General features: G+C 63.1%; 28 protein-coding genes. 14 read left to right on the forward strand and 14 right to left on the reverse strand.

Going from position 1 to position 16,793, the window contains the following annotated elements:
• From FFS30_RS03985 to FFS30_RS24160, 14 genes are all read right to left on the reverse strand, one after another.
• A complete protein-coding gene (locus FFS30_RS03985) occupies positions 1 to 1,488 on the reverse strand; it encodes a hypothetical protein (protein ID WP_137911801.1) in 1,488 nt (495 codons plus the stop codon).
• A gap of 88 nt (positions 1,489 to 1,576) precedes the next feature.
• Positions 1,577 to 3,229, reverse strand: a complete 1,653-nt coding sequence (locus FFS30_RS03990) for a hypothetical protein (protein ID WP_212742391.1) — start codon at positions 3,227 to 3,229, stop codon at positions 1,577 to 1,579.
• Entirely contained in the window at positions 3,226 to 3,810 is a 585-nt protein-coding gene (locus FFS30_RS03995) for a phage protein Gp27 family protein (protein WP_137911802.1), read from the reverse strand. Before FFS30_RS03995 ends, FFS30_RS03990 begins: the two co-directional genes overlap by 4 nt.
• Positions 3,811 to 4,025: 215 nt before the next feature.
• Entirely contained in the window at positions 4,026 to 4,295 is a 270-nt protein-coding gene (locus FFS30_RS04000; protein WP_137911803.1) for a hypothetical protein, read from the reverse strand.
• A 27-nt stretch (positions 4,296 to 4,322) separates the two neighbouring features.
• Complete coding sequence (locus tag FFS30_RS04005) at positions 4,323 to 4,721, reverse strand: hypothetical protein (RefSeq protein WP_137911804.1); 399 nt, start codon at positions 4,719 to 4,721, stop codon at positions 4,323 to 4,325.
• 206 nt (positions 4,722 to 4,927) lie between these two features.
• Positions 4,928 to 5,110 carry a hypothetical protein gene (locus tag FFS30_RS04015; RefSeq protein WP_137911805.1) on the reverse strand — a complete coding sequence of 61 codons (183 nt, stop codon included), beginning with the start codon at positions 5,108 to 5,110 and terminating at the stop codon, positions 4,928 to 4,930.
• A gap of 7 nt (positions 5,111 to 5,117) precedes the next feature.
• On the reverse strand, positions 5,118 to 5,441 hold the full coding sequence (locus FFS30_RS04020) for a hypothetical protein (RefSeq protein ID WP_137911806.1): 324 nt from the start codon (positions 5,439 to 5,441) through the stop codon (positions 5,118 to 5,120).
• Positions 5,441 to 5,818: a hypothetical protein gene (locus FFS30_RS04025; protein ID WP_137911807.1), complete on the reverse strand. Its 378-nt coding sequence runs from the start codon at positions 5,816 to 5,818 to the stop codon at positions 5,441 to 5,443. The genes FFS30_RS04020 and FFS30_RS04025 overlap by 1 nt, the downstream gene beginning before the upstream one ends.
• Positions 5,809 to 6,495 (reverse strand): transglycosylase SLT domain-containing protein, encoded by a 687-nt coding sequence (locus FFS30_RS04030; protein ID WP_212742393.1) that lies wholly within the window; start codon positions 6,493 to 6,495, stop codon positions 5,809 to 5,811. Before FFS30_RS04030 ends, FFS30_RS04025 begins: the two co-directional genes overlap by 10 nt.
• Positions 6,492 to 6,950, reverse strand: a complete 459-nt coding sequence (locus FFS30_RS04035; protein WP_137911808.1) for a putative holin — start codon at positions 6,948 to 6,950, stop codon at positions 6,492 to 6,494. Before FFS30_RS04035 ends, FFS30_RS04030 begins: the two co-directional genes overlap by 4 nt.
• Before the next feature lie 102 nt (positions 6,951 to 7,052).
• Positions 7,053 to 7,346: a hypothetical protein gene (locus tag FFS30_RS04040; RefSeq protein ID WP_137911809.1), complete on the reverse strand. Its 294-nt coding sequence runs from the start codon at positions 7,344 to 7,346 to the stop codon at positions 7,053 to 7,055.
• Between the two features lie 80 nt (positions 7,347 to 7,426).
• The gene (locus FFS30_RS04045) at positions 7,427 to 7,861 is read right to left on the reverse strand and encodes a hypothetical protein (protein ID WP_137911810.1); all 435 of its coding nucleotides are present in this window, start codon (positions 7,859 to 7,861) and stop codon (positions 7,427 to 7,429) included.
• Positions 7,862 to 8,077: 216 nt separating this feature from the next.
• A complete protein-coding gene (locus tag FFS30_RS04050; RefSeq protein ID WP_137911811.1) occupies positions 8,078 to 8,647 on the reverse strand; it encodes a helix-turn-helix domain-containing protein in 570 nt (189 codons plus the stop codon).
• Between the two features lie 122 nt (positions 8,648 to 8,769).
• Positions 8,770 to 9,078, reverse strand: a complete 309-nt coding sequence (locus FFS30_RS24160) for a hypothetical protein (protein ID WP_249352157.1) — start codon at positions 9,076 to 9,078, stop codon at positions 8,770 to 8,772.
• A gap of 74 nt (positions 9,079 to 9,152) precedes the next feature.
• Here FFS30_RS24160 and FFS30_RS04060 point away from each other — a divergent pair, with 74 nt between their 5' ends.
• From FFS30_RS04060 to FFS30_RS04125, 14 genes are all read left to right on the forward strand, one after another.
• Positions 9,153 to 9,656 carry a hypothetical protein gene (locus tag FFS30_RS04060; protein ID WP_212742394.1) on the forward strand — a complete coding sequence of 168 codons (504 nt, stop codon included), beginning with the start codon at positions 9,153 to 9,155 and terminating at the stop codon, positions 9,654 to 9,656.
• Positions 9,653 to 9,880, forward strand: a complete 228-nt coding sequence (locus tag FFS30_RS04065; RefSeq protein WP_137911813.1) for a hypothetical protein — start codon at positions 9,653 to 9,655, stop codon at positions 9,878 to 9,880. The genes FFS30_RS04060 and FFS30_RS04065 overlap by 4 nt, the downstream gene beginning before the upstream one ends.
• A complete protein-coding gene (locus FFS30_RS04070; RefSeq protein WP_137911814.1) occupies positions 9,877 to 10,182 on the forward strand; it encodes a hypothetical protein in 306 nt (101 codons plus the stop codon). Before FFS30_RS04065 ends, FFS30_RS04070 begins: the two co-directional genes overlap by 4 nt.
• Positions 10,183 to 10,197: 15 nt before the next feature.
• On the forward strand, positions 10,198 to 11,046 hold the full coding sequence (locus tag FFS30_RS04075; protein WP_137911815.1) for a hypothetical protein: 849 nt from the start codon (positions 10,198 to 10,200) through the stop codon (positions 11,044 to 11,046).
• An 8-nt stretch (positions 11,047 to 11,054) separates the two neighbouring features.
• Positions 11,055 to 11,276, forward strand: coding sequence for a helix-turn-helix transcriptional regulator (locus FFS30_RS04080; RefSeq protein ID WP_137911816.1), 222 nt, complete (start codon positions 11,055 to 11,057; stop codon positions 11,274 to 11,276).
• A gap of 31 nt (positions 11,277 to 11,307) precedes the next feature.
• Positions 11,308 to 13,056, forward strand: coding sequence for a DDE-type integrase/transposase/recombinase (locus tag FFS30_RS04085; RefSeq protein WP_171014403.1), 1,749 nt, complete (start codon positions 11,308 to 11,310; stop codon positions 13,054 to 13,056).
• Between the two features lie 32 nt (positions 13,057 to 13,088).
• Positions 13,089 to 13,379 (forward strand): hypothetical protein, encoded by a 291-nt coding sequence (locus FFS30_RS04090; RefSeq protein ID WP_137911818.1) that lies wholly within the window; start codon positions 13,089 to 13,091, stop codon positions 13,377 to 13,379.
• Between the two features lie 394 nt (positions 13,380 to 13,773).
• On the forward strand, positions 13,774 to 14,628 hold the full coding sequence (locus FFS30_RS04095) for an AAA family ATPase (RefSeq protein ID WP_171014404.1): 855 nt from the start codon (positions 13,774 to 13,776) through the stop codon (positions 14,626 to 14,628).
• Positions 14,628 to 14,864 (forward strand): hypothetical protein, encoded by a 237-nt coding sequence (locus tag FFS30_RS04100; protein ID WP_137911820.1) that lies wholly within the window; start codon positions 14,628 to 14,630, stop codon positions 14,862 to 14,864. The genes FFS30_RS04095 and FFS30_RS04100 overlap by 1 nt, the downstream gene beginning before the upstream one ends.
• Entirely contained in the window at positions 14,864 to 15,133 is a 270-nt protein-coding gene (locus tag FFS30_RS04105) for a hypothetical protein (protein ID WP_137911821.1), read from the forward strand. Before FFS30_RS04100 ends, FFS30_RS04105 begins: the two co-directional genes overlap by 1 nt.
• A complete protein-coding gene (locus FFS30_RS04110; RefSeq protein ID WP_137911822.1) occupies positions 15,130 to 15,330 on the forward strand; it encodes a hypothetical protein in 201 nt (66 codons plus the stop codon). The genes FFS30_RS04105 and FFS30_RS04110 overlap by 4 nt, the downstream gene beginning before the upstream one ends.
• Complete coding sequence (locus tag FFS30_RS04115) at positions 15,327 to 15,779, forward strand: hypothetical protein (RefSeq protein WP_137911823.1); 453 nt, start codon at positions 15,327 to 15,329, stop codon at positions 15,777 to 15,779. The genes FFS30_RS04110 and FFS30_RS04115 overlap by 4 nt, the downstream gene beginning before the upstream one ends.
• Positions 15,776 to 16,093, forward strand: a complete 318-nt coding sequence (locus FFS30_RS04120) for a hypothetical protein (protein WP_137911824.1) — start codon at positions 15,776 to 15,778, stop codon at positions 16,091 to 16,093. Before FFS30_RS04115 ends, FFS30_RS04120 begins: the two co-directional genes overlap by 4 nt.
• Positions 16,068 to 16,640 (forward strand): hypothetical protein, encoded by a 573-nt coding sequence (locus FFS30_RS04125; RefSeq protein ID WP_137911825.1) that lies wholly within the window; start codon positions 16,068 to 16,070, stop codon positions 16,638 to 16,640. The genes FFS30_RS04120 and FFS30_RS04125 overlap by 26 nt, the downstream gene beginning before the upstream one ends.
• Positions 16,641 to 16,793: the final 153 nt, after the last annotated feature.

Here is a 16,793-nt window from a genome sequence, read left to right on the forward strand (position 1 = left end):
TTACTCCGCGGCGGCGACGTCAGGCGCCGGAATCGGCGGCGCCGCGGGCGCCGGGTTCAGATCGAGCTCGTCGAGGTCATTGCCACCGCGCTCAGCGAGCTCTGCCTGCGCCTTCTCCAGCTCGTCCTCGACGTCGATCTCGACGCCGAGGCGCTGCGTCATTGCAGCGAGAATGCGCAAAGCCGTTTCGCGAGACAAAAGCCCTTCGGCGATGGCCTGCGCCGCAGCGGCAGTCAGCTGCTGAATGGCAGCCGCATACTTGGTCGTGTCCTTCGCCGTCAGCTCAGGCCAATCGATCTTGAGTGTGTCGAGGATCGCCTGCTCGTTTTCACTCAGCTCGCGATCGAGCGCGTGCCATTTCGCGCGCAGGGCATACTTTCCAATTTCCTCCAACATGTAGCCGACCATCGTGCGCCGCATGAGCAGCACCTTCTCGGTCGGCTCGGTCATGCTGTCGCCGGTCGCGCGATTGACGGTCTCCGCGCCGCCGTACCAATGCTCCGGCACGGTGGCGCCGCCGAGCATGTGGTTGCGCACTAGGCGCGCGGCGCGCTCCGCATCGTACGCTTGCAGCGAGGGAGACTCGGCCTTCCATGTTTCGTTTTCGTTGTGGACGCGCACGGCGCCCGCACGCGGTGCGGATATTTCCTTCGCTCGCTTCGCCACTTCTTCTGGCGAAGAGCCTGTCAAAGTGACGTCCCACATGTACGCGCGCATGCCGGTCGCGCGTTCCACTTCGCCAAAAAGGAACTGGTCGTATGCGTCGAGCCAGTCCATCTGCGCAAGCAGGTCGCTACGGCCGCGCGTCGTGCTGCAGAGGTCATTGACGCGGAAGTAAAAGCAATCGCCGTCGGTCATCGTTTCGCGTATCGCTTGAGCCTTTTCAGCGAATGCCTTCTCAGGCACGTTGACGATGATGCGATAGCGGCGCGCGACGCCCTTGTCGTTCTTACGCGTCACGACGCCGATCGGTTGCTCGCGATTGTCGGGGTCGGTCACGACGGTCGCGATCTCGACCGGATCGAGGTAGCCCAGGCGCACAAAGCCCGTCACCTCGTTGACGAAGACGGGGTAGCACTGCTCTCCGAATAGGCCGAGCTCGCGCACGCGTTTCGGCAGTTTCATCTTGTACGCATTGATGCCATCGTTCCAATGACGATTGAGCGCCTTCTGTGCCTCTTCGTCATCGACGCGCCACGCCACGCCGCCTGCGAGCAGATACGCGACCGGCAGCTCGACGAGCCGGTTAGCTAGGAGGTTCGATTCCCACAGGAAATGCGCGAGGCGCAGCATGCGCTGCTGCGTCAGTGGAGCGAGGTCGCGGCGACCGTCGCCGGATAGGCGGCGCCATTCGTCCTCGTCGGCGTCGATGTTGACCCCCGCCGATTCGCGGAAAGCGGCTTGGTCTGACTGCGGAGCAACGGGTTGGGCCGGCTCCGGCTCAACCGGGCCGCTCCACCAGTTTTTAATGCGATCGAGCAGCTTCATGCGGGTCCACTCCAAAATCCATGCCCAAAACGCGGCAGGAACCGCGTAGGACTTTTCGCAAAATGAGACGGAAAGAATTCGCGGGCCATTACGGCGGTCCTGGGCGCGATCGGCGCAAATCGCGGCTGTGGCGGTCGTCGCCTCGACCGAACATCACGGCGCGACGACGGCCGATCATCGCCTCGGGTAGCGCGTCGTTCGGATTGGCCTCGACGGTCTCGCCAGCAGCCGGTTGAACCTCTTCTCGCGCTGCCGCCCACATCAGCACCCCGCCAACGGCAGTATCGCCGTGGCGGTCTCCGCCATCGCTGCCTTTAGTGCGCGCGTCACTCATGCGCGGCAGGCCACCAACGAGCACGACACTGCGGTGGTCGGCGATCCAGTCCTCATCGCCGAAAGTGAGGATGTCGCCGTCCTCGAAGGCTTGGTGGTACTTCGCAAACCATTCGTCGTACCACTTGCCCGACAGCATCACGCATTCAACGCGGCCGGGGCCGCGCCGCTGCAGGGCTGCTTCGGCATGACTCTGACCGTTACCGCGCGCGTCGAACTTCTCGTGATGCAAGAGAGGCAAGTTCTGTTCGAGCCAGATGACGATCAGCGTCTGGCAATCGAACGGGATATTGCGCAGTTCGATGCGCACTGGCGTTCGCCACTTACTTCCGACCGGTTCGATCTGACCAACCACGATGGCGGACAAATCGCCGGTGCGGCCGAAGTCCTGACCAAATACGGTGCGGCGGCCGGGCAACGCGCGCACGATCGGCGCGAGCGTCTCGTCGATCCAGCGCTGCGTCTCCGCAAGGCGGAACTGATCGGTGACGAATTCGGCCTTCTTCGTGAGCGTCACCACGATCACATCGGGCACGGCGCACTTCTCAAGTAGCAGGCGCGAGAAATAGACACCAGTACCGCGGCGCGGAATGCACTCCAGCTCTTCGTCAGCAACGTCCGCGCTGCGATAGTCGCCACGCGTGGCGGCAACGAAGTCGCGTTCGCCGTCCTTCGACCATTCCTTCCGCGTGACGAGACAAATGCGCTTGTAGAGCCCTTCGTGGATCGCGTCGCTGAATTTGACCTGGTGCAGTGAGTACTTGAGCCGGCCCGCGCGGATCTGCTTCAGTAGTTCGTTCCAGGGCGAGTCCTCACCGTTGTGAGTGCCACCCATCGAGATCCGGCCGCCCCAGATTCGGAACGCGAGCGCACCGTCCAACACTTCATTGAGGTGGGGCTGATGGCCGGTCTCGTCGATACGTGCGTGCCCTTGCCGCCCGCGCCAGTTGTGCGGCATCGCGGAGAGTGCCTCGATCTTGTTGCCGCTGGCGAACTGAATCTTGTACCGAACGATGTCGCGTTTTTCGTTCGCAATGACCACCGGCTCCAACGCGACGTCGATCTTGCTGCAGATGAGGTTGTAGAAGCTCGCGAACGTGGCACAGTCACCGATGAACTCGGCGGCCATGCTCTGGTTGTAGCCCATGTAAAACTGATCCATCCCGCCATTCGCGCGGGCCGCTTCCAACGAGGCTTCCGCGGCCCACGCTCCCCACGTGAAACCGACGCGGCGCCCCTTGTCGCAAGCCCGCACAATCGAAGTGTCCTTGTGCCAGCGAACCTGGTACGGCAGCAGGATGTACGGGATTTCCTTCTGCAATCCGGCCTGCTCAATGCGGCGGCCCGAGCGCGGCCGTTGCAGATCGTCGACCAGCTCCAGAGCTTCCTGCTTTTCTTCGGGGGTCATGCAGCGACGCCTTCGTCGTCGTCGCGAATGCCGAGGAACTTCTTGCGGATCGCTTCCCACTGATCGTCCGAGAGACCGTTTGCGCGCGCGGTCTTCTCGGCGGCCTTTGCTTGCCGCTCCAACGCCAGACGCTCGATCTTCTCGCGCCGCTCCATGCTGCGCTTGCTGCTGGCCTCGATCGATTCGAGTGCCTTGGCGAGCAACATCAGATCCATCGCCTTGAGCGGCTTCGCAGGCGTGCTATCGTCGCCGGCCTCCTGCAGCTGCGCGGTGGCAACCTGGTCGAGCGTCTGGAACGCGATGCCGGTCAGCATCTGTTGGCAGAGCGTGGCGACGTCGCCGCGTCCGTTCTCGCCGAGCTGCTCGACCCACTGGCTCGCGACCTGCTGAGCGTCTCGGTAGCGCTGCATTTGCTCGCGCGCGCTCTTCACGTAGCGGCCGACCGCCGACTTCGACACATCAGCATCGAGCTCGTTGAGCTTGTCGGTAATCTCGTAGATCGTCTTGCCCTCGCGCATGAGGCGATTGCAGAGATCCACGAGCTCCTGCGGCAGACGCGCAACGGATGAGCGTGCGGCCATCAGCGCAGCCTCAATGTCGGCGGCGCCGGCCGCGTCAGCCCGCGACCGCTGAAGTGCGTGCACGCGGGCATAAGGCTATGCCGCTGGTTTTCAGACGACACGAGCCGGAACGGATTCGAGCAGTTACCGGCGTGGCAGGGATAGCCGGTTCGCGACTTGCCCTTGAGCTTCGTGCTCGTCCAGAACTTGCAGTGTTCGCAACGCGCCGTCATCGATCAATCCTCGATCAGCTTCACGCCGGGGATTTCGAGGTTGCCGGTGACGACGTCGCGCCCGCGCTGTGTGAGCGTCGTCATCTCGATGCCGCCGACGTCGCGTGAGCGCAGCAGGCCGTGACGCGAGAGCCAGTCAATGTCGATCGCGAACGTATCCGCGTCGCACTTGTAGCCGAAGCCTTGCAGCGTCGTGCGAAGCAGCGGCCCGGACATGCCGTTCTCGTTGCTCACTTTGAGCAACGCGAGGATGCGGCCACGACGGTACGGCATCGTTTGCTCGTTGAAGTTCATGTCAGATCACTCTTTGTGGTTGATGTGCAGAACACGGTTCTCGAAGAGGCGCTGGAGCAACTTGAGCTGCTCAGTGATGCCCCGGTAGTCCGAGCGCATGCCGGCGACATCGAGCGCGACCGCGTTGATCTTGTCGTGCACGCGCCCCAGGTCGCGCGGGCGAAGCACATGCTCCGCCTCGGTTTCCTGCCGCTGTTCGATGCGCGCGATCGAATCGCGGATGTCGGCCAGCTCTTCCTCTGCATAGGCGCGCACGCTGCTGTCGCCCGCGGTAATCTGCTTGTCGAAATTCGTTGCGCCGAACTTGCGCCAGATGCCGATGCAAATTACGGCGCAGACGACGCAGCACACCGCGGCGACGATCGCGGCGATCGATACGGCATCCCAATCGAAGCTAGTCCCCATACTTTTCCTTGCGCTCCTGGCATTCGATGCACCGCACGGCGTTCGGTTGAGCCTGCAAGCGTGCAGTGGGAATCGGTTCGTCGCAGACGACACAAAGCCCCGGTGTGCCGCGCCGTTCCTCTGCGGCCTCTGCGGCGACGCGCGCGAGCTGTGCCCGCAACGCCGCCGCGCAATTCGCCTGATCCAATTCCTGCCCACGCTCTACGTCATCCACGCCGCACCTTTCCCGCTTCGTCTCTGAGCTCCTGCGCGCAGACGCGTATCGTCCGCGCGCGCATGTCCATCAGCCGCCGCTCGATCACAGTCCAGTCCGCATGCTTCGCTTCGGCCTGGCGCTCCAGCGCGTACGCCTCGCGCACCCACTTGTCGGCCAGTTCCTGCAGCGGCATGCGACGCTCATTGCTCACCCGCGGCCGGCCCTGCGGCGCGCAGCGCCGCCTTGTCGTCGTTGCAGCTCGACAATGCTTGCCGATAGCCCAGGCGCATCTGCAGCAGCTGCTCGTTGCAGAACTCGCGGTGGCCGTCACGCCAGCACGCCGGATCGGGCTCGACGTAGATGTACGCCTGCAGCAGTGCCGGAGGCAGCGGTTCGCGCTGATACTTCGTGACTTCCACGGTTTCCGGCTTCACGACTGTGCGCGGCGTGAACCAGGTGCAGCCGGAAACAGAAGCCGCGCTGAGCGCGGCAAGTGCAGCGACGAATGTCCGAGCGACACGCATCAGGGCACGCTCCCGCAGGCGGCCTGCTTTGCCCACTCTTTGCACTGGCCGCTCATTAGCCGGCTGAGCTGCTCTCGCGCCGTGTCGTACACCTTCTCCGCGCGCTCCAGCTGCGCCTTGCGATCCGCGAGTGCGCGGTCCTGGGCGGCCTGATCGACGATGCGGTTGCGCTCGCACGTCGTCACGCTCAAGCGCAGCCCAGCAATCGCGAGCTGCGATGCGTCGTTCGCGTTCTTCGCTTCGGTGAGCGCGAGGTTGCTGTCGGCCACGCCGGCCTGATAGCCGGCTGAATGCAGCGCCCAACCGCCGAGCCCAAGGCCCGCGGCGAATACCGCGAGCGACACGAAGACCGATGCCGGGCTGATCATCACGGGCATGCCTGCTGCCCCGGCCAGCCGGCCGCGAGATACACCGGCTCGAATTGACGCAGGATGCGCTCGACGTAGCCTCGGTTTTCGTCGAAGGCCCAATCGACACGCGCACTCGCGCGCTCGACGTTGTTCCACCAGCGCTGCGGATCGAAGCCGCGCTGCGCGGCGAGTGTGCGGTCGCGCTGCACCCAGACGAGGCCGCCGTTGTAGGCACTAAACACGAACGCCCAGCGGTCGCAGGCGGTTGCCGCGTCGATGCGGGCGAACAGCCAGTGGTCGTAGCACACGGCCGCGCGAACGCTCCAATTCGGGTCCCACGGATCGGCAGCGCCGATCTCCGGGCAGACGGAAACGATCCATTGCGCGGTCGCGGGCGTGAACTGATACAGGCCCTGCGCATACGCGCTGCGCGCATTCGAGCGCCAGGCGCTCTCCGCATGGCCCTGGCCTGCGATGCGGGCGACGGCGTCGGTCGTGCCGAAGCGCGAGGCCACCTCGCGCTCCAGCTTGAATCGGTACAGATAGGACGCGCTCGGCACCTGTATCGTCAAATGCGCCCCTGGGGGCGCATTTGACGCACCAAACGCGGACGGCGAAGTCGCCGCGCTAATGAGCAGCATCAGGAGCACCAAGGCGATGCCGAGCACAATGCCGATGGCGATCTGTGCGAGCCAGCGCTTCACTGGAACAAGCCGCCCGCGAGCATCGCCGCGCAGATGATGAAGGCTCGACGCTTCTCGGCCGCCATGCGGGCCACGTTGAATGCCTCGAACCGCAGGCGGACGAGGATGGCCGCTTCGCTCTCGGGCGGCGTGTTCTCGACGGTCGTCAGCTCGCTGGTGGCGGCATCGCCGAACTGTCCGGGCCGGGATCGCGGATGCAGCAGCCGGTCGATCCAATACCCCAGATAAGCGAGCACCGATTCTTTGCAGACGAGCCAGGCGATCAAGCCGACCTTGATCGTGTTGGTGTTTTCGACGAGGGGGTTGGGTACAGCGATCAGCCACAGTGTGGCGATGCCAACCAGGAGAAGCGTCAGGCCGCGCAGCTTGTCGCGCACGACACGGACGGCGGGCGCCAGCGCCGCGGCAATGGCGGCGAGGCGAGTACGAATCGAGGAGAGAGGCGTCGGGTTCATGCCGCACAGGGTGCGGCATGAAGGTCAGCGAATACTTTTAGCCGAGGCTAAAGAAGCAATGCGCTAGCGTGCGAGTCATTGTGACATCGTTCGCGACGAGTGTCAGTGCCACACGCCTGCCGCTTTCCCTTCCATTTCGAGCACGCTTTCGGCTTCGCGCTCGTCCTTCTCGACCAACCGATCTTTCGGGCTTCGCATCAGCGTCATCGCCTTTGCGTGCCAGGATTTCACCGCGGCCTTGAGATCCGCATTGCTGGCTGCTTCGGCTATTGCTGCGGGTAGCTTTTCTTCGAGACACTTCTGGGCATCTTGATACACCGCAGGACCGTTGCCTTGCCCGGCTGCGCGTCGGATCGGTTCGGCGCGCGCCTCCGACAAGCAGTAGTAGTGATCCATGACCGCAGAGTGCGCTGGTTCAGCAGCATTAATGCCAGAAGAGAAAAGTATACAAATAGGCAATGCGAGTTTGAGCATCCTCATTGCAGAGCCCTCTCTCTTGCGCGCCTTTCATCGAAGCGATGTGCCCACCTAAACAAGGTGTGCATACCCGCAGCGACTGCGAATCCCGACGCAGCGCAGTAGGTCATTAGGCTGGTGCCGGTAAACTCGAAAAATCCACCGGAAGGCAAGCCCAAGAAAAGAAACCCAATCACGAAGCCGCCCGCAGTGAGCTTGTATATCTCCATCTGCTTAGCGCGCGCGCGTTCCAATTGCGCCGCGTATTTAGCTTGCTCGACCGCAGGATCGTAGTAGCAGTGTCCGCAAAACGGTGCGTCAATCCAAATCGGTCGCTGGCATTTTCGACACGGCCCGATTTCACGGCCTTCAACAGGAAAATCCGCATCGATAAACGTGCAGCCCTCGTAGTAGTCGCGCACCGCATGGCGGGCGCCTGAATCGTCGTAACTCATAGGTACCCCTGAGCATGCCGCACATCGCAAAGAGCGCAGGATCACTGCGGCGATGATCCTGCGGAGTACTCCTTCACGGCCCGTCCTTTCCGCCTCGGACTCCCGGACTTCGGCGGAAGTTTCATCATGCAAGAAAATGCAGCGTTAACGCGTCGGATTTCTGCCGAAAAATGTGTAGGAATTCTCCTACACCGGACTTAGCTCACGTTTTAATCGCTAGCCCCGGCCTTTCCGAATAATCGTGCTGCCCTGAATTAAATCCCCACCTGCGCCACGGTTCCCCGTACCACTGACACTGACGTTGACGCCTCCACTCTTAGGCGTCGGAGCAGTGGGCTGCAGCAATACGCGATCCAATTGTTCAGGATCAGATGGATCGTTTGCCCACTCAATCAGCGACTCGGCGGCCAACTTCGCCGCCGCAACTACATTGTCGTCGGGCTTCAACTTACTAACGACCGAGTTATAGAGCTTGCAAAGCTGATTGCTGCGGAAGCTCCGACCAGGATCTGCTCCGCTGCGGACCGTCTCATACGCCTGACGCAACGCAACCTCGCAAACTCCGAATAGCGTCAGGTCAATGTCGCGCCCCCGAACACCCATCACGATGTAGAGAACATCGGCTCCGATGCGTCCGATCTTCTGTAGATACAGGGAATCCGGAGAGCGCTTGTCGAGCTCGTAGTTCCCTTGCGCATTCGCAGCCACGCCGCCTAACGCGCCGAAGTCCGCTTGCGAAAGACCTAGTCGGGTTCGCTCTTCTCTCAACCGCTCGCCAATATTCATAGCAATCCAAAACGCTTGACTATCCACTCAAATGGGTGGATCATCCATTCATTCGCTAATTTGTTCGCCTCGTTTGAAGCGAATTTCTTATGCGCCACCGGGGGCGCTTTCCCCCGGAAAGGTCACATCACATGAATCCCGTAATGATCCAAGCCGCCTTGAAATTGCGCGGCATTCGGCAGACGGACATCGCCAAAACGTGCGGGGTCAGCGCCTCTGTGATCCACGACGTGATCTTCGGCAATCGTCGCAGCCGAAGAGTCGAAATGCAGATTGCTGCCGAAACGGGGTTCCAGCTCGCTGAGCTTTGGCCGGAATGGCATGGCCCTAAAGCGACTCGCAAGCGGCGCGCAGCGATGACTCGCGCGCAGGTTGCCGACGCGTTTCGCACGCTCGTGGGCTAGCTCAACCATGAGCACTTCGCCGTTCATGATGTATCCGTTTTTTAGGCACCAGTGCCCATTTCAGCGTGCGCAACTCAATTGCGCAATAGCAAAACACGCTGATGTTTGGGGACCGTCGTTTTCGGGGGTTTCCAATGGCTAAGCGCAATTGGAAGACCTATCGCCCCACGTCGCTGCAGGACGCGATCGAGGCATGCGTCGAGTATGCGCGCGAGCGGCATCAGATGACGGTCGATCGCATCGCGGATGAAATGGGCCTTGCGTCCAAGTGGACGCTCTACAAGTACATCGAGTCGGCCAGCATCCCGGCGCGACTGATCCGGCCATTCGAGTGCGCGTGCCGCTGCACGTTTATCACTCAGCACCTGGCCGTCAGCACACGCAAGCTGCTGATCGACATGCCGACCGGCCGCAAGGCCAATCCCGCAGATATTCATGCCGTGCAGGACGCCTGCACGCGCGCCGTCGGCGCGCTCCTGAATTTCGCTGCCGGCAAGGCTCAAGCAGCCGACACCCTCGCTTTCGTCAACGACGCTATCGAGCGCCTCGCGCGTGAGCGCGCGGAGGTCGAACGTCACACCCAACCGGAGCTCAATCTGTCATGACCTACGCCCCCAACTTGCCTCTCCGCAGACGGAATATCCGTCGCCTCATTGTTCTGCTCGCTGAGCGCTGTGAGCGAGAGCTCCGCACCGCCGATCTAAGCAAACGCGCCGGCTTTGACAACCTGTATTCGCGGGATCGCGCTGCCGAAGCCGCCGAAACAGCGGCCTTTTGGGCGCAGAAGTTGGCGACGGTCCAGCACCAGCTTGACGCGGTGACCGCATGAGCGAGCGCTACATCAACGAGGCGCAGCAGCGGGCGCTGAAGCTCATCTTCCGCCTGGCTGGTCACGAAATCGAAGGCATCGCGCCGTCAGAGCTCGCAGCGGCGATGCGGACCAGCCCTTCCAACATGACACGCGACCTCGCGAATCTCAAAGAGGCCGGCTGGGCCGAGCCGCTCGATACCGGCCGCTGGCGACTCGCCCCTAAAGCGGTGCAGATCAGTCTCGCAGCCGGCACGGCTTTTTCCCGCGCGCAGGACCGTCTCGACGAGACGCGTCAGCGCTACTCCACCCATCCACGCTAACCAATAGGGGACAAGATGGCACGCCCACGCACCAAGCGCTCGCCCGAGCAGACCGACGGCATCGAAGCGGCTCAAGTTGACCATGCCGCGCTCGAAGCGGCCGGGGCCGAATCCGCGCAGTTGAGCCAGCAGCTCGCCTTGATCGACCGCGACTACGGCATCGGCGTCGAATACAACCGCGCCGCGCTCTTGATCCACGCGAAACACCTGGTCGCCAACATCGGCCTGCAATCGCTGGAGCTCGGGCTGATCTTCCTGCAGGTCCGCGCCCGCGAACCGCACGGTGAGTTTCTTTCGGCCCTGCAGGAAGTCGGCGTTAGCCCGCGCTTCGCGCAGAAGGCGATGCAGGTCGCGCGCAAGTTTGGCGGCGATGCGCACCGCAAGCAGCTCGCCGAACGCCTTGGCATGTCCAAGGTGCTTGCCCTGATCGCCGAAGACGACGCCGACATCGGCGACCTAGCCGAAGGCGGCGAACTGGCGGGATTCACCGCAGACGAGTTCGCGACCATGACGAAGGACGAAGTCGTCGCGGCGCTGCGCGCGGAACGCGATGAGCGCGCAGACGAGAAGGCCGCGGACGAAGAGATCATCCGCAAGAAAGACGAGCGCATCAACAAGCTCAGCCGCCGTGCAACGCGCTCGGGTACACGCGAGCAGATCAAAGAGCTGCTGAAAGACGTCTCCGAGTACAGCACGGAGGCCGGTTCGTTCCTCAACAAAATGCGGCAGACGATCGGCACGATCAACGAGCTGTACACCGAAGCCGGCGAGCAGCCCGACGAGGACGTGACGCAGGCGCTGGAGAAGGCGACCGAGTTTGCCCATCACTGGGCGAACGAGCTGGCCAAGGACCTTGGGGACTGAGGCCCGTGATGAGTACATCTTCGACGGTCGGCATTCGACTCAAAGCAGAGCGCATTCTGCTCAATATGTCGCAGCAAGAAATGGCAGTTCGCGGCGGAGTCAGCAAGCGGACTCAGATCAGCTTCGAGACCGGACGCACATCCCCCAATGCCGAGTACCTCGGTCGTGTTGCTCAACACGGTGTGGATGTTTTGTTCGTCGTCACCGGCATTCGGTCGAAGGGAGTTTGACCAAGCCATGCACGCCGGGGAGCTCGCCGAAATGCACCTACTCGAATCGCTCGCTGCGCGCTTGCGCGCCGCCGCGCACCGCAGCCGCGGCGCGATCGTCGCCGATGGCGCGCGCATGCTCGGAATCAGCGTACAGACGCTGTACGCGCGCCTGCGCAAAGTCGGCTGGTCGAGCGGCAAGAAGCTGCGCTCGGACAAGGGCGACTCGCGTGTGTCGGTGGAGGAAGTGAAAGCCGTCGCCGCGATTGCCCAAGCATCGCGGCGCACGACGGGCAAGCGCCTGCTGCCGCTCGGTGACGCGATCGACGTGGCCGAGGCGAACGGTCTTCTTTCCACGCGCGTCAGCGCGACGACGCTCTCGCGCATCATGCGCCGCGAGGGTTGTCACCCCGATCAGCTCTCGCAGCCGACACCGCATGCGTCGATGCGCAGCCTGCATGTGAATCACGTGTGGCAGCTCGACGCGTCGATCTGCGTCCTCTACTACCTGCGCAATGGGCAGGCGGCGGTCATGGACGAGCGCAAGTTCAACGCGCGCAAGCCGAAGGACCTGGCGCGCGTCTCGAACCTGCGCGTGATCCGCTACGCCGCCACCGATCACTTTACCGGCGACGTAATCGCACGCTACTACCACGCCGCCGGCGAAGATCAGCGCAGCGTCTTCGAGTTCCTCATGCACTGCATGCAGCGCAGCGAAGGCCGCGTCATGCACGGCGTGCCCTGGATGCTTGTATGGGACGCGGGCAGTGCGAACCAATCGCACGGCATCCGCAATCTGCTCGACCAGCTCGCCGTTCGACATTGGGCGCACGTGCCGGGCAATGCGCGGGCGAAGGGCCAGGTCGAGGTTACGCACAACATCATCGAGACGAAGTTCGAGGGGCGCCTGACATTCACGCGCGTCGAGAGCGTCGACGAGCTGAATGCGCACCTCGACACTTGGCTGAAGTCTTTCAACGGCGTACACGTGCATCGCCGCCACGGCCATACGCGCGATGCGCTCTGGCAAACCGTGCGCACCGACCAGCTGCGCCTATGCCCGCCGCTCGAAACCTGCGCGGTGCTGATGCACACGAAGCCTGTGCTGCGCACGGTTGTCGGCAACCTCACGATCAGCTTCAAGGTCCGCGGCGGCGAGAGTCTGCCGTACAGCGTGGGCCATATCCCGAACGTGCGCGTCGGCGACACGCTACAGGTCGTGGTCAATCCCTACCGCTCGCCCGCGATCTACATCATCGGCGAGAACGAGGACGGCAGCACGCGCTATCACGAGTGCGAGCCGATCGCCGAAGCGGCTGGCGGTTTCTTCGCCGACGCCCCGGTCTTCGGCGAGCGTTACGCCGCGAAGGCCGATACCGACGTCGACACCGCGCGCAAGGAAGCCAACGAGGCGGCCTATGGCGAGCGCGACACGCTCGACGCCACCGCGGCGAAGGTCAAGGGCGCCGTCGCATTCGACGGCCGCATCGACCCATTCAAGGACCTGCGCGAGAAGGCCGCGGCGACGCCGGACTTCATCCAGCGCCGCGGCACCGAGCTGCACGTGCCGAATCCGGCGCACGTCGAGCTCAAGCCGCTGACGTTCGTGGAAATGCTCTTCGAGCTGCGCGCGCGCCTCAACCGCGCGCTCGCGACGCACGAAGCCGAAGCAGTGCGCGTGTGGTTCCCCGAAGGCATCGAGCCCAATCAGATCGACGGCCTGGTCGAGCGTATCGAACAGCTGTCCGCAGCCGGCGCGCCGCCGGCATTCCAGCAAGCGCCGCGCTTGGTCGCGGTGTAGTCCCACGTCCCCAACCCAAAAGGAGTCAACAAATGTTCGGCAACGTCCCCAATCTTCATCGTGTTCCCACGCCGGTCTATCCGCATGCGCGCGACATGACCCCTGGCGTGCTGTTCCGCCCGGTCAACGACAGCGATCGCATACTCACGCTGTTGTCCAACAACAAAGCGAGCGTGACCGATACGGCGCGTTTGTGGTGTGTCGTCATCCTCGCGAGTCCGCGGAGCAACGAGCTACCTGGCGCACTGTTCCCGCTCGAATTCGACGAGCTCGTCCAGCCGCTGCGCGTCGAGCAGCCGATGCATCTGTCGCCGGTGGTGTGACATGCCACGCATGGGACGCCCCGTCACGAGCAGTAGGAGTGCGGCGCCGTACAAGCTCCGCGCCATCTTGCTGCGTCACAAGCTGGAGCACGGTTTGCTCCGCGCCCGGCTCCGTTTCAGTTCGGGCAAGCGCAGCGGCCAGGAGATAGCGCCGGCCACGTTGTCGACGCTGCTCACGCGCCGCGTCTGGCCGGTGACGATCGAGGCCGACGAAATCAAGCGCGTGACGGCGGAGTTTCTCCGCGCGCACGGCGTGCCCGAAGAAGAAATCGAACAGGCCTGGATCATCGACGGTGTAGTCGATGACCAGGCCCGCCCCAGCAGTCCGCGACGCGCTCGGCCGAACGCCAATTCAGAACCGAGCGAGCCGCCTTTCCTACTACCGGAGAGTGAAATGTTATCACCAGCTACCCGCGAACACTTCGGCCTCGCGCGCCATCCGTTTATGGATGACGTGCAAGGGCCACAGGACGTCTACCTGTCCAAAGACCAGCGCTACATCCGCGAGTCGATGCACTACGCGGCCAAAAACTCGGGCCTGATCGCCGTCATCGGCGAGTCGGGTAGCGGCAAATCCACGCTGCGCCGCGACCTGGTCGAGCGCATCCGCCGCGACAACGAGAAGATCACGATGATCCAGCCGCAGACCGTCGACAAGACGCAGCTGACGGCGGCTCACATCTGCGACGCGATCATCAACGATCTGTCGAAAGAGGCGCCGAAGGTCTCGCTCGAACTGAAGGCGCGTCAGATCCAGCGCATCCTCACCGAGAGCGCACGCGTGGGCAACAACCATGTGCTGATCATCGAAGAGGCGCACGACCTGACCAACGCGACGCTCAAGTACCTCAAGCGCTTCTGGGAAATGGAGGACGGATACAAGAAGCTCATCGGCATCGTCATCGTCGGCCAGCCGGAGCTCAGCGATCGGCTGAACGAGCAGCGCAACCCGGATCTGCGCGAGTTCATCCGGCGTTGCGAGGTGGCAACGCTCAAGTCGCTCAACGGCAATCTCGAAGAGTACCTGACGCTCAAATTCAAGCGCGTCGGCAAGCGCCTCGACGAGATCTTCGAGAAGGACGCATTCGACGCGATCCGCGCGCGCCTGACGCGTGTACGGCCGAATACCCAGCACGTCGAGTCGCACCTCTATCCGCTCGTCGTGCAGAACCTCATCGTGAAGGCGATGAACCAGGCGGTCGAGCTCGGCCTCGCCAAGATCAGCGGCGAGCTGGTCGGGAGGGTGTGATGGCAGCCGAAATCACGCTACTCCAAAAGCACGAAGAGTTCATTTCCCGCTTGCGCGCAAATGGCGTTCGCATCCTTCGGTACCAGGTGCCGTGCTGCGGCAAGGAATTGGAGGATCGCGCTGCGAACAAGGGCGAGGTCTGGGACACGCTGGCGACTTGCCCTCACTGTAAAGCGCTGTATCTGAAGATCAGCAAGAGCAGCGAGATCGTCGCCATGTTGGCGGAGGTGAGCTGATGCGCACCCAATCCAAAGCCCGGAAACTCGCTGGTCAGAATGGTGCGGCACCAAAGGCCGCCCAGGCATCTCGCCCCAAACAGGTTCGCTGCACCTGCACGCTCACGATCGAGGACGTCAACATCGCGAAGGGGGAGCTCCGCATCAATCTCTCTTTCAATCCAGCGTTGCAGCCGAACTACTTGACCACGCCAGCGATAAACGCCGCGCTGCACGCGCTCGAATCGCTCAAGGCGAAGTCCGCCGTGCTGGAGGAGCGTCAAGGATGAGCGCCCACAGCCAACCTACAAAAGCCTACGCGCTGAAGCAGGTTCGCGGGGTGCGCGCTTGGCTCAAAGCGGCGGTGCAGGACATCGAGACGAACAAACAGCTCGATGCACTCCACGCGCTCAAGTACGCAAACAACTGCCTGAGCAATGCTCGTCGTGCAATTCGGCAAACGCTGCCGAAGGCGGTGCGGCCATGATCGAACGCACCTTGTTGCAGAGCGAGATACTTGCGCGCCTGGACGGCAGGGAGGCAATGACGGCGGGAGAGCTGTCTTTCCTGCTCAACGAACAAACGCCGGACGTGCAGGCCGAGCTGAAGGTCCTCGTCAAGGAGGGGCTGGTGCATCGGCACCACCTTTCCGATGGCTCGCTGCGCTACAGCTTGCGCCCTCCCGTGATTGCTCCGCAGTCCCCGTCACCAGCTCCCGCGCCGGTCACCTCGGGCTCGGCTCGGCTCACGTTCGGCCCTTCGCTGGACATCCTTGTCGATTCGGCCGTCCGCGAAATCGATGCCATCGCCTCTTGTAGCGATGTCGCAGCACGCGCCGCAGCTCTCTATGGCGTGCACCGCGTGCTCAATGCACATATGGAGCGCGCCGCGCTCGCCATCGTCGTCAGCGAATCCACGCCTAGGAGCATGCCATGACCAAACTAGATGCCGTTCAGTTCTCCGCGCCGGCCGACGCGCAGCCGTTCCACCGTGTGCGCACGATATTGCTTGAGCTCACGCTGATCGCCTTTGCGCTGTTCACCGCGTACTCGATCGGCGTGCTACAGGAGCGCAAGGCCGTCATCGCGGGCGTGCTCGGCGAAGCGCAGAGGCAGCTCGACGCCGCGCGCCAGGCGCACGCGCGCGCGGCGCAGCACGAGGCCGAGGCCGAAGCGCTGCGCAAGCGCCTCGGCGTGCCGACGTCCCATCACGTAGGCGAGATCCATGTTGCTCAAGTGTCCAGCCTGTAACGCGGGCTTCTCGCTCGAAGTCGCGCTTGGTGTCGATGAGGCGCGGTCGGCGCTCGTCGCCGCGCTGAATTTACAGCCGCGGCCGTTCGGGCATTTGCTCGCGCAGTACCTTGCGATGTTCCGTTCGCATGGCCGCATGCTGGCGTTTCATCGCATGGAGAACCTTCTCGCCGAGCTCGATCTTGGCAAGCAGACGGTTACGCGAAACGGCCGCACGCTGGCGTGTCCATTGCCGCTCTGGCAGCAAGCGCTGGAGCGCATGATCGAACAGCGCGACGCCGGCAAGCTCCAACTGCCGTTGAAGACCCACGGCTACCTTCTCGAAATCGCCTTCGGCCTGGCCGATGCCGCAGGTGCCAAGGTCGAGAAGGCGCGAGAGACGGCAGTGCGCACCGGCGCCGCACGCGTCGATGCCGACGAGCGCATGACGCGGCAATTACTGATTTCGGCGGCGCGCGGCGACTTGGAGCTCGGCCTCGCCACGCTCGAAGAGGCGAAGCAGCGCCTGCGCGATGCGGGCATCAACCCGGAGGTACTCAATGGCTGACACACGAAAATCAAAGGCCGCGGTCAAGCGAAAAGTACGGCTGCACGAATGGCTGAACATTCAAACACTCAAAGTCGAATACGGCCTACAGATACTTGTCGGAAAGAAGTGGCATCACGTTGCTGAGAATGGGGTGGGCTGCATCTTCAGGAA

Source organism: Rudaea sp. 3F27F6 (assembly GCF_005503555.1).
Classification (GTDB): Bacteria; Pseudomonadota; Gammaproteobacteria; order Xanthomonadales; family Rhodanobacteraceae; genus Rudaea.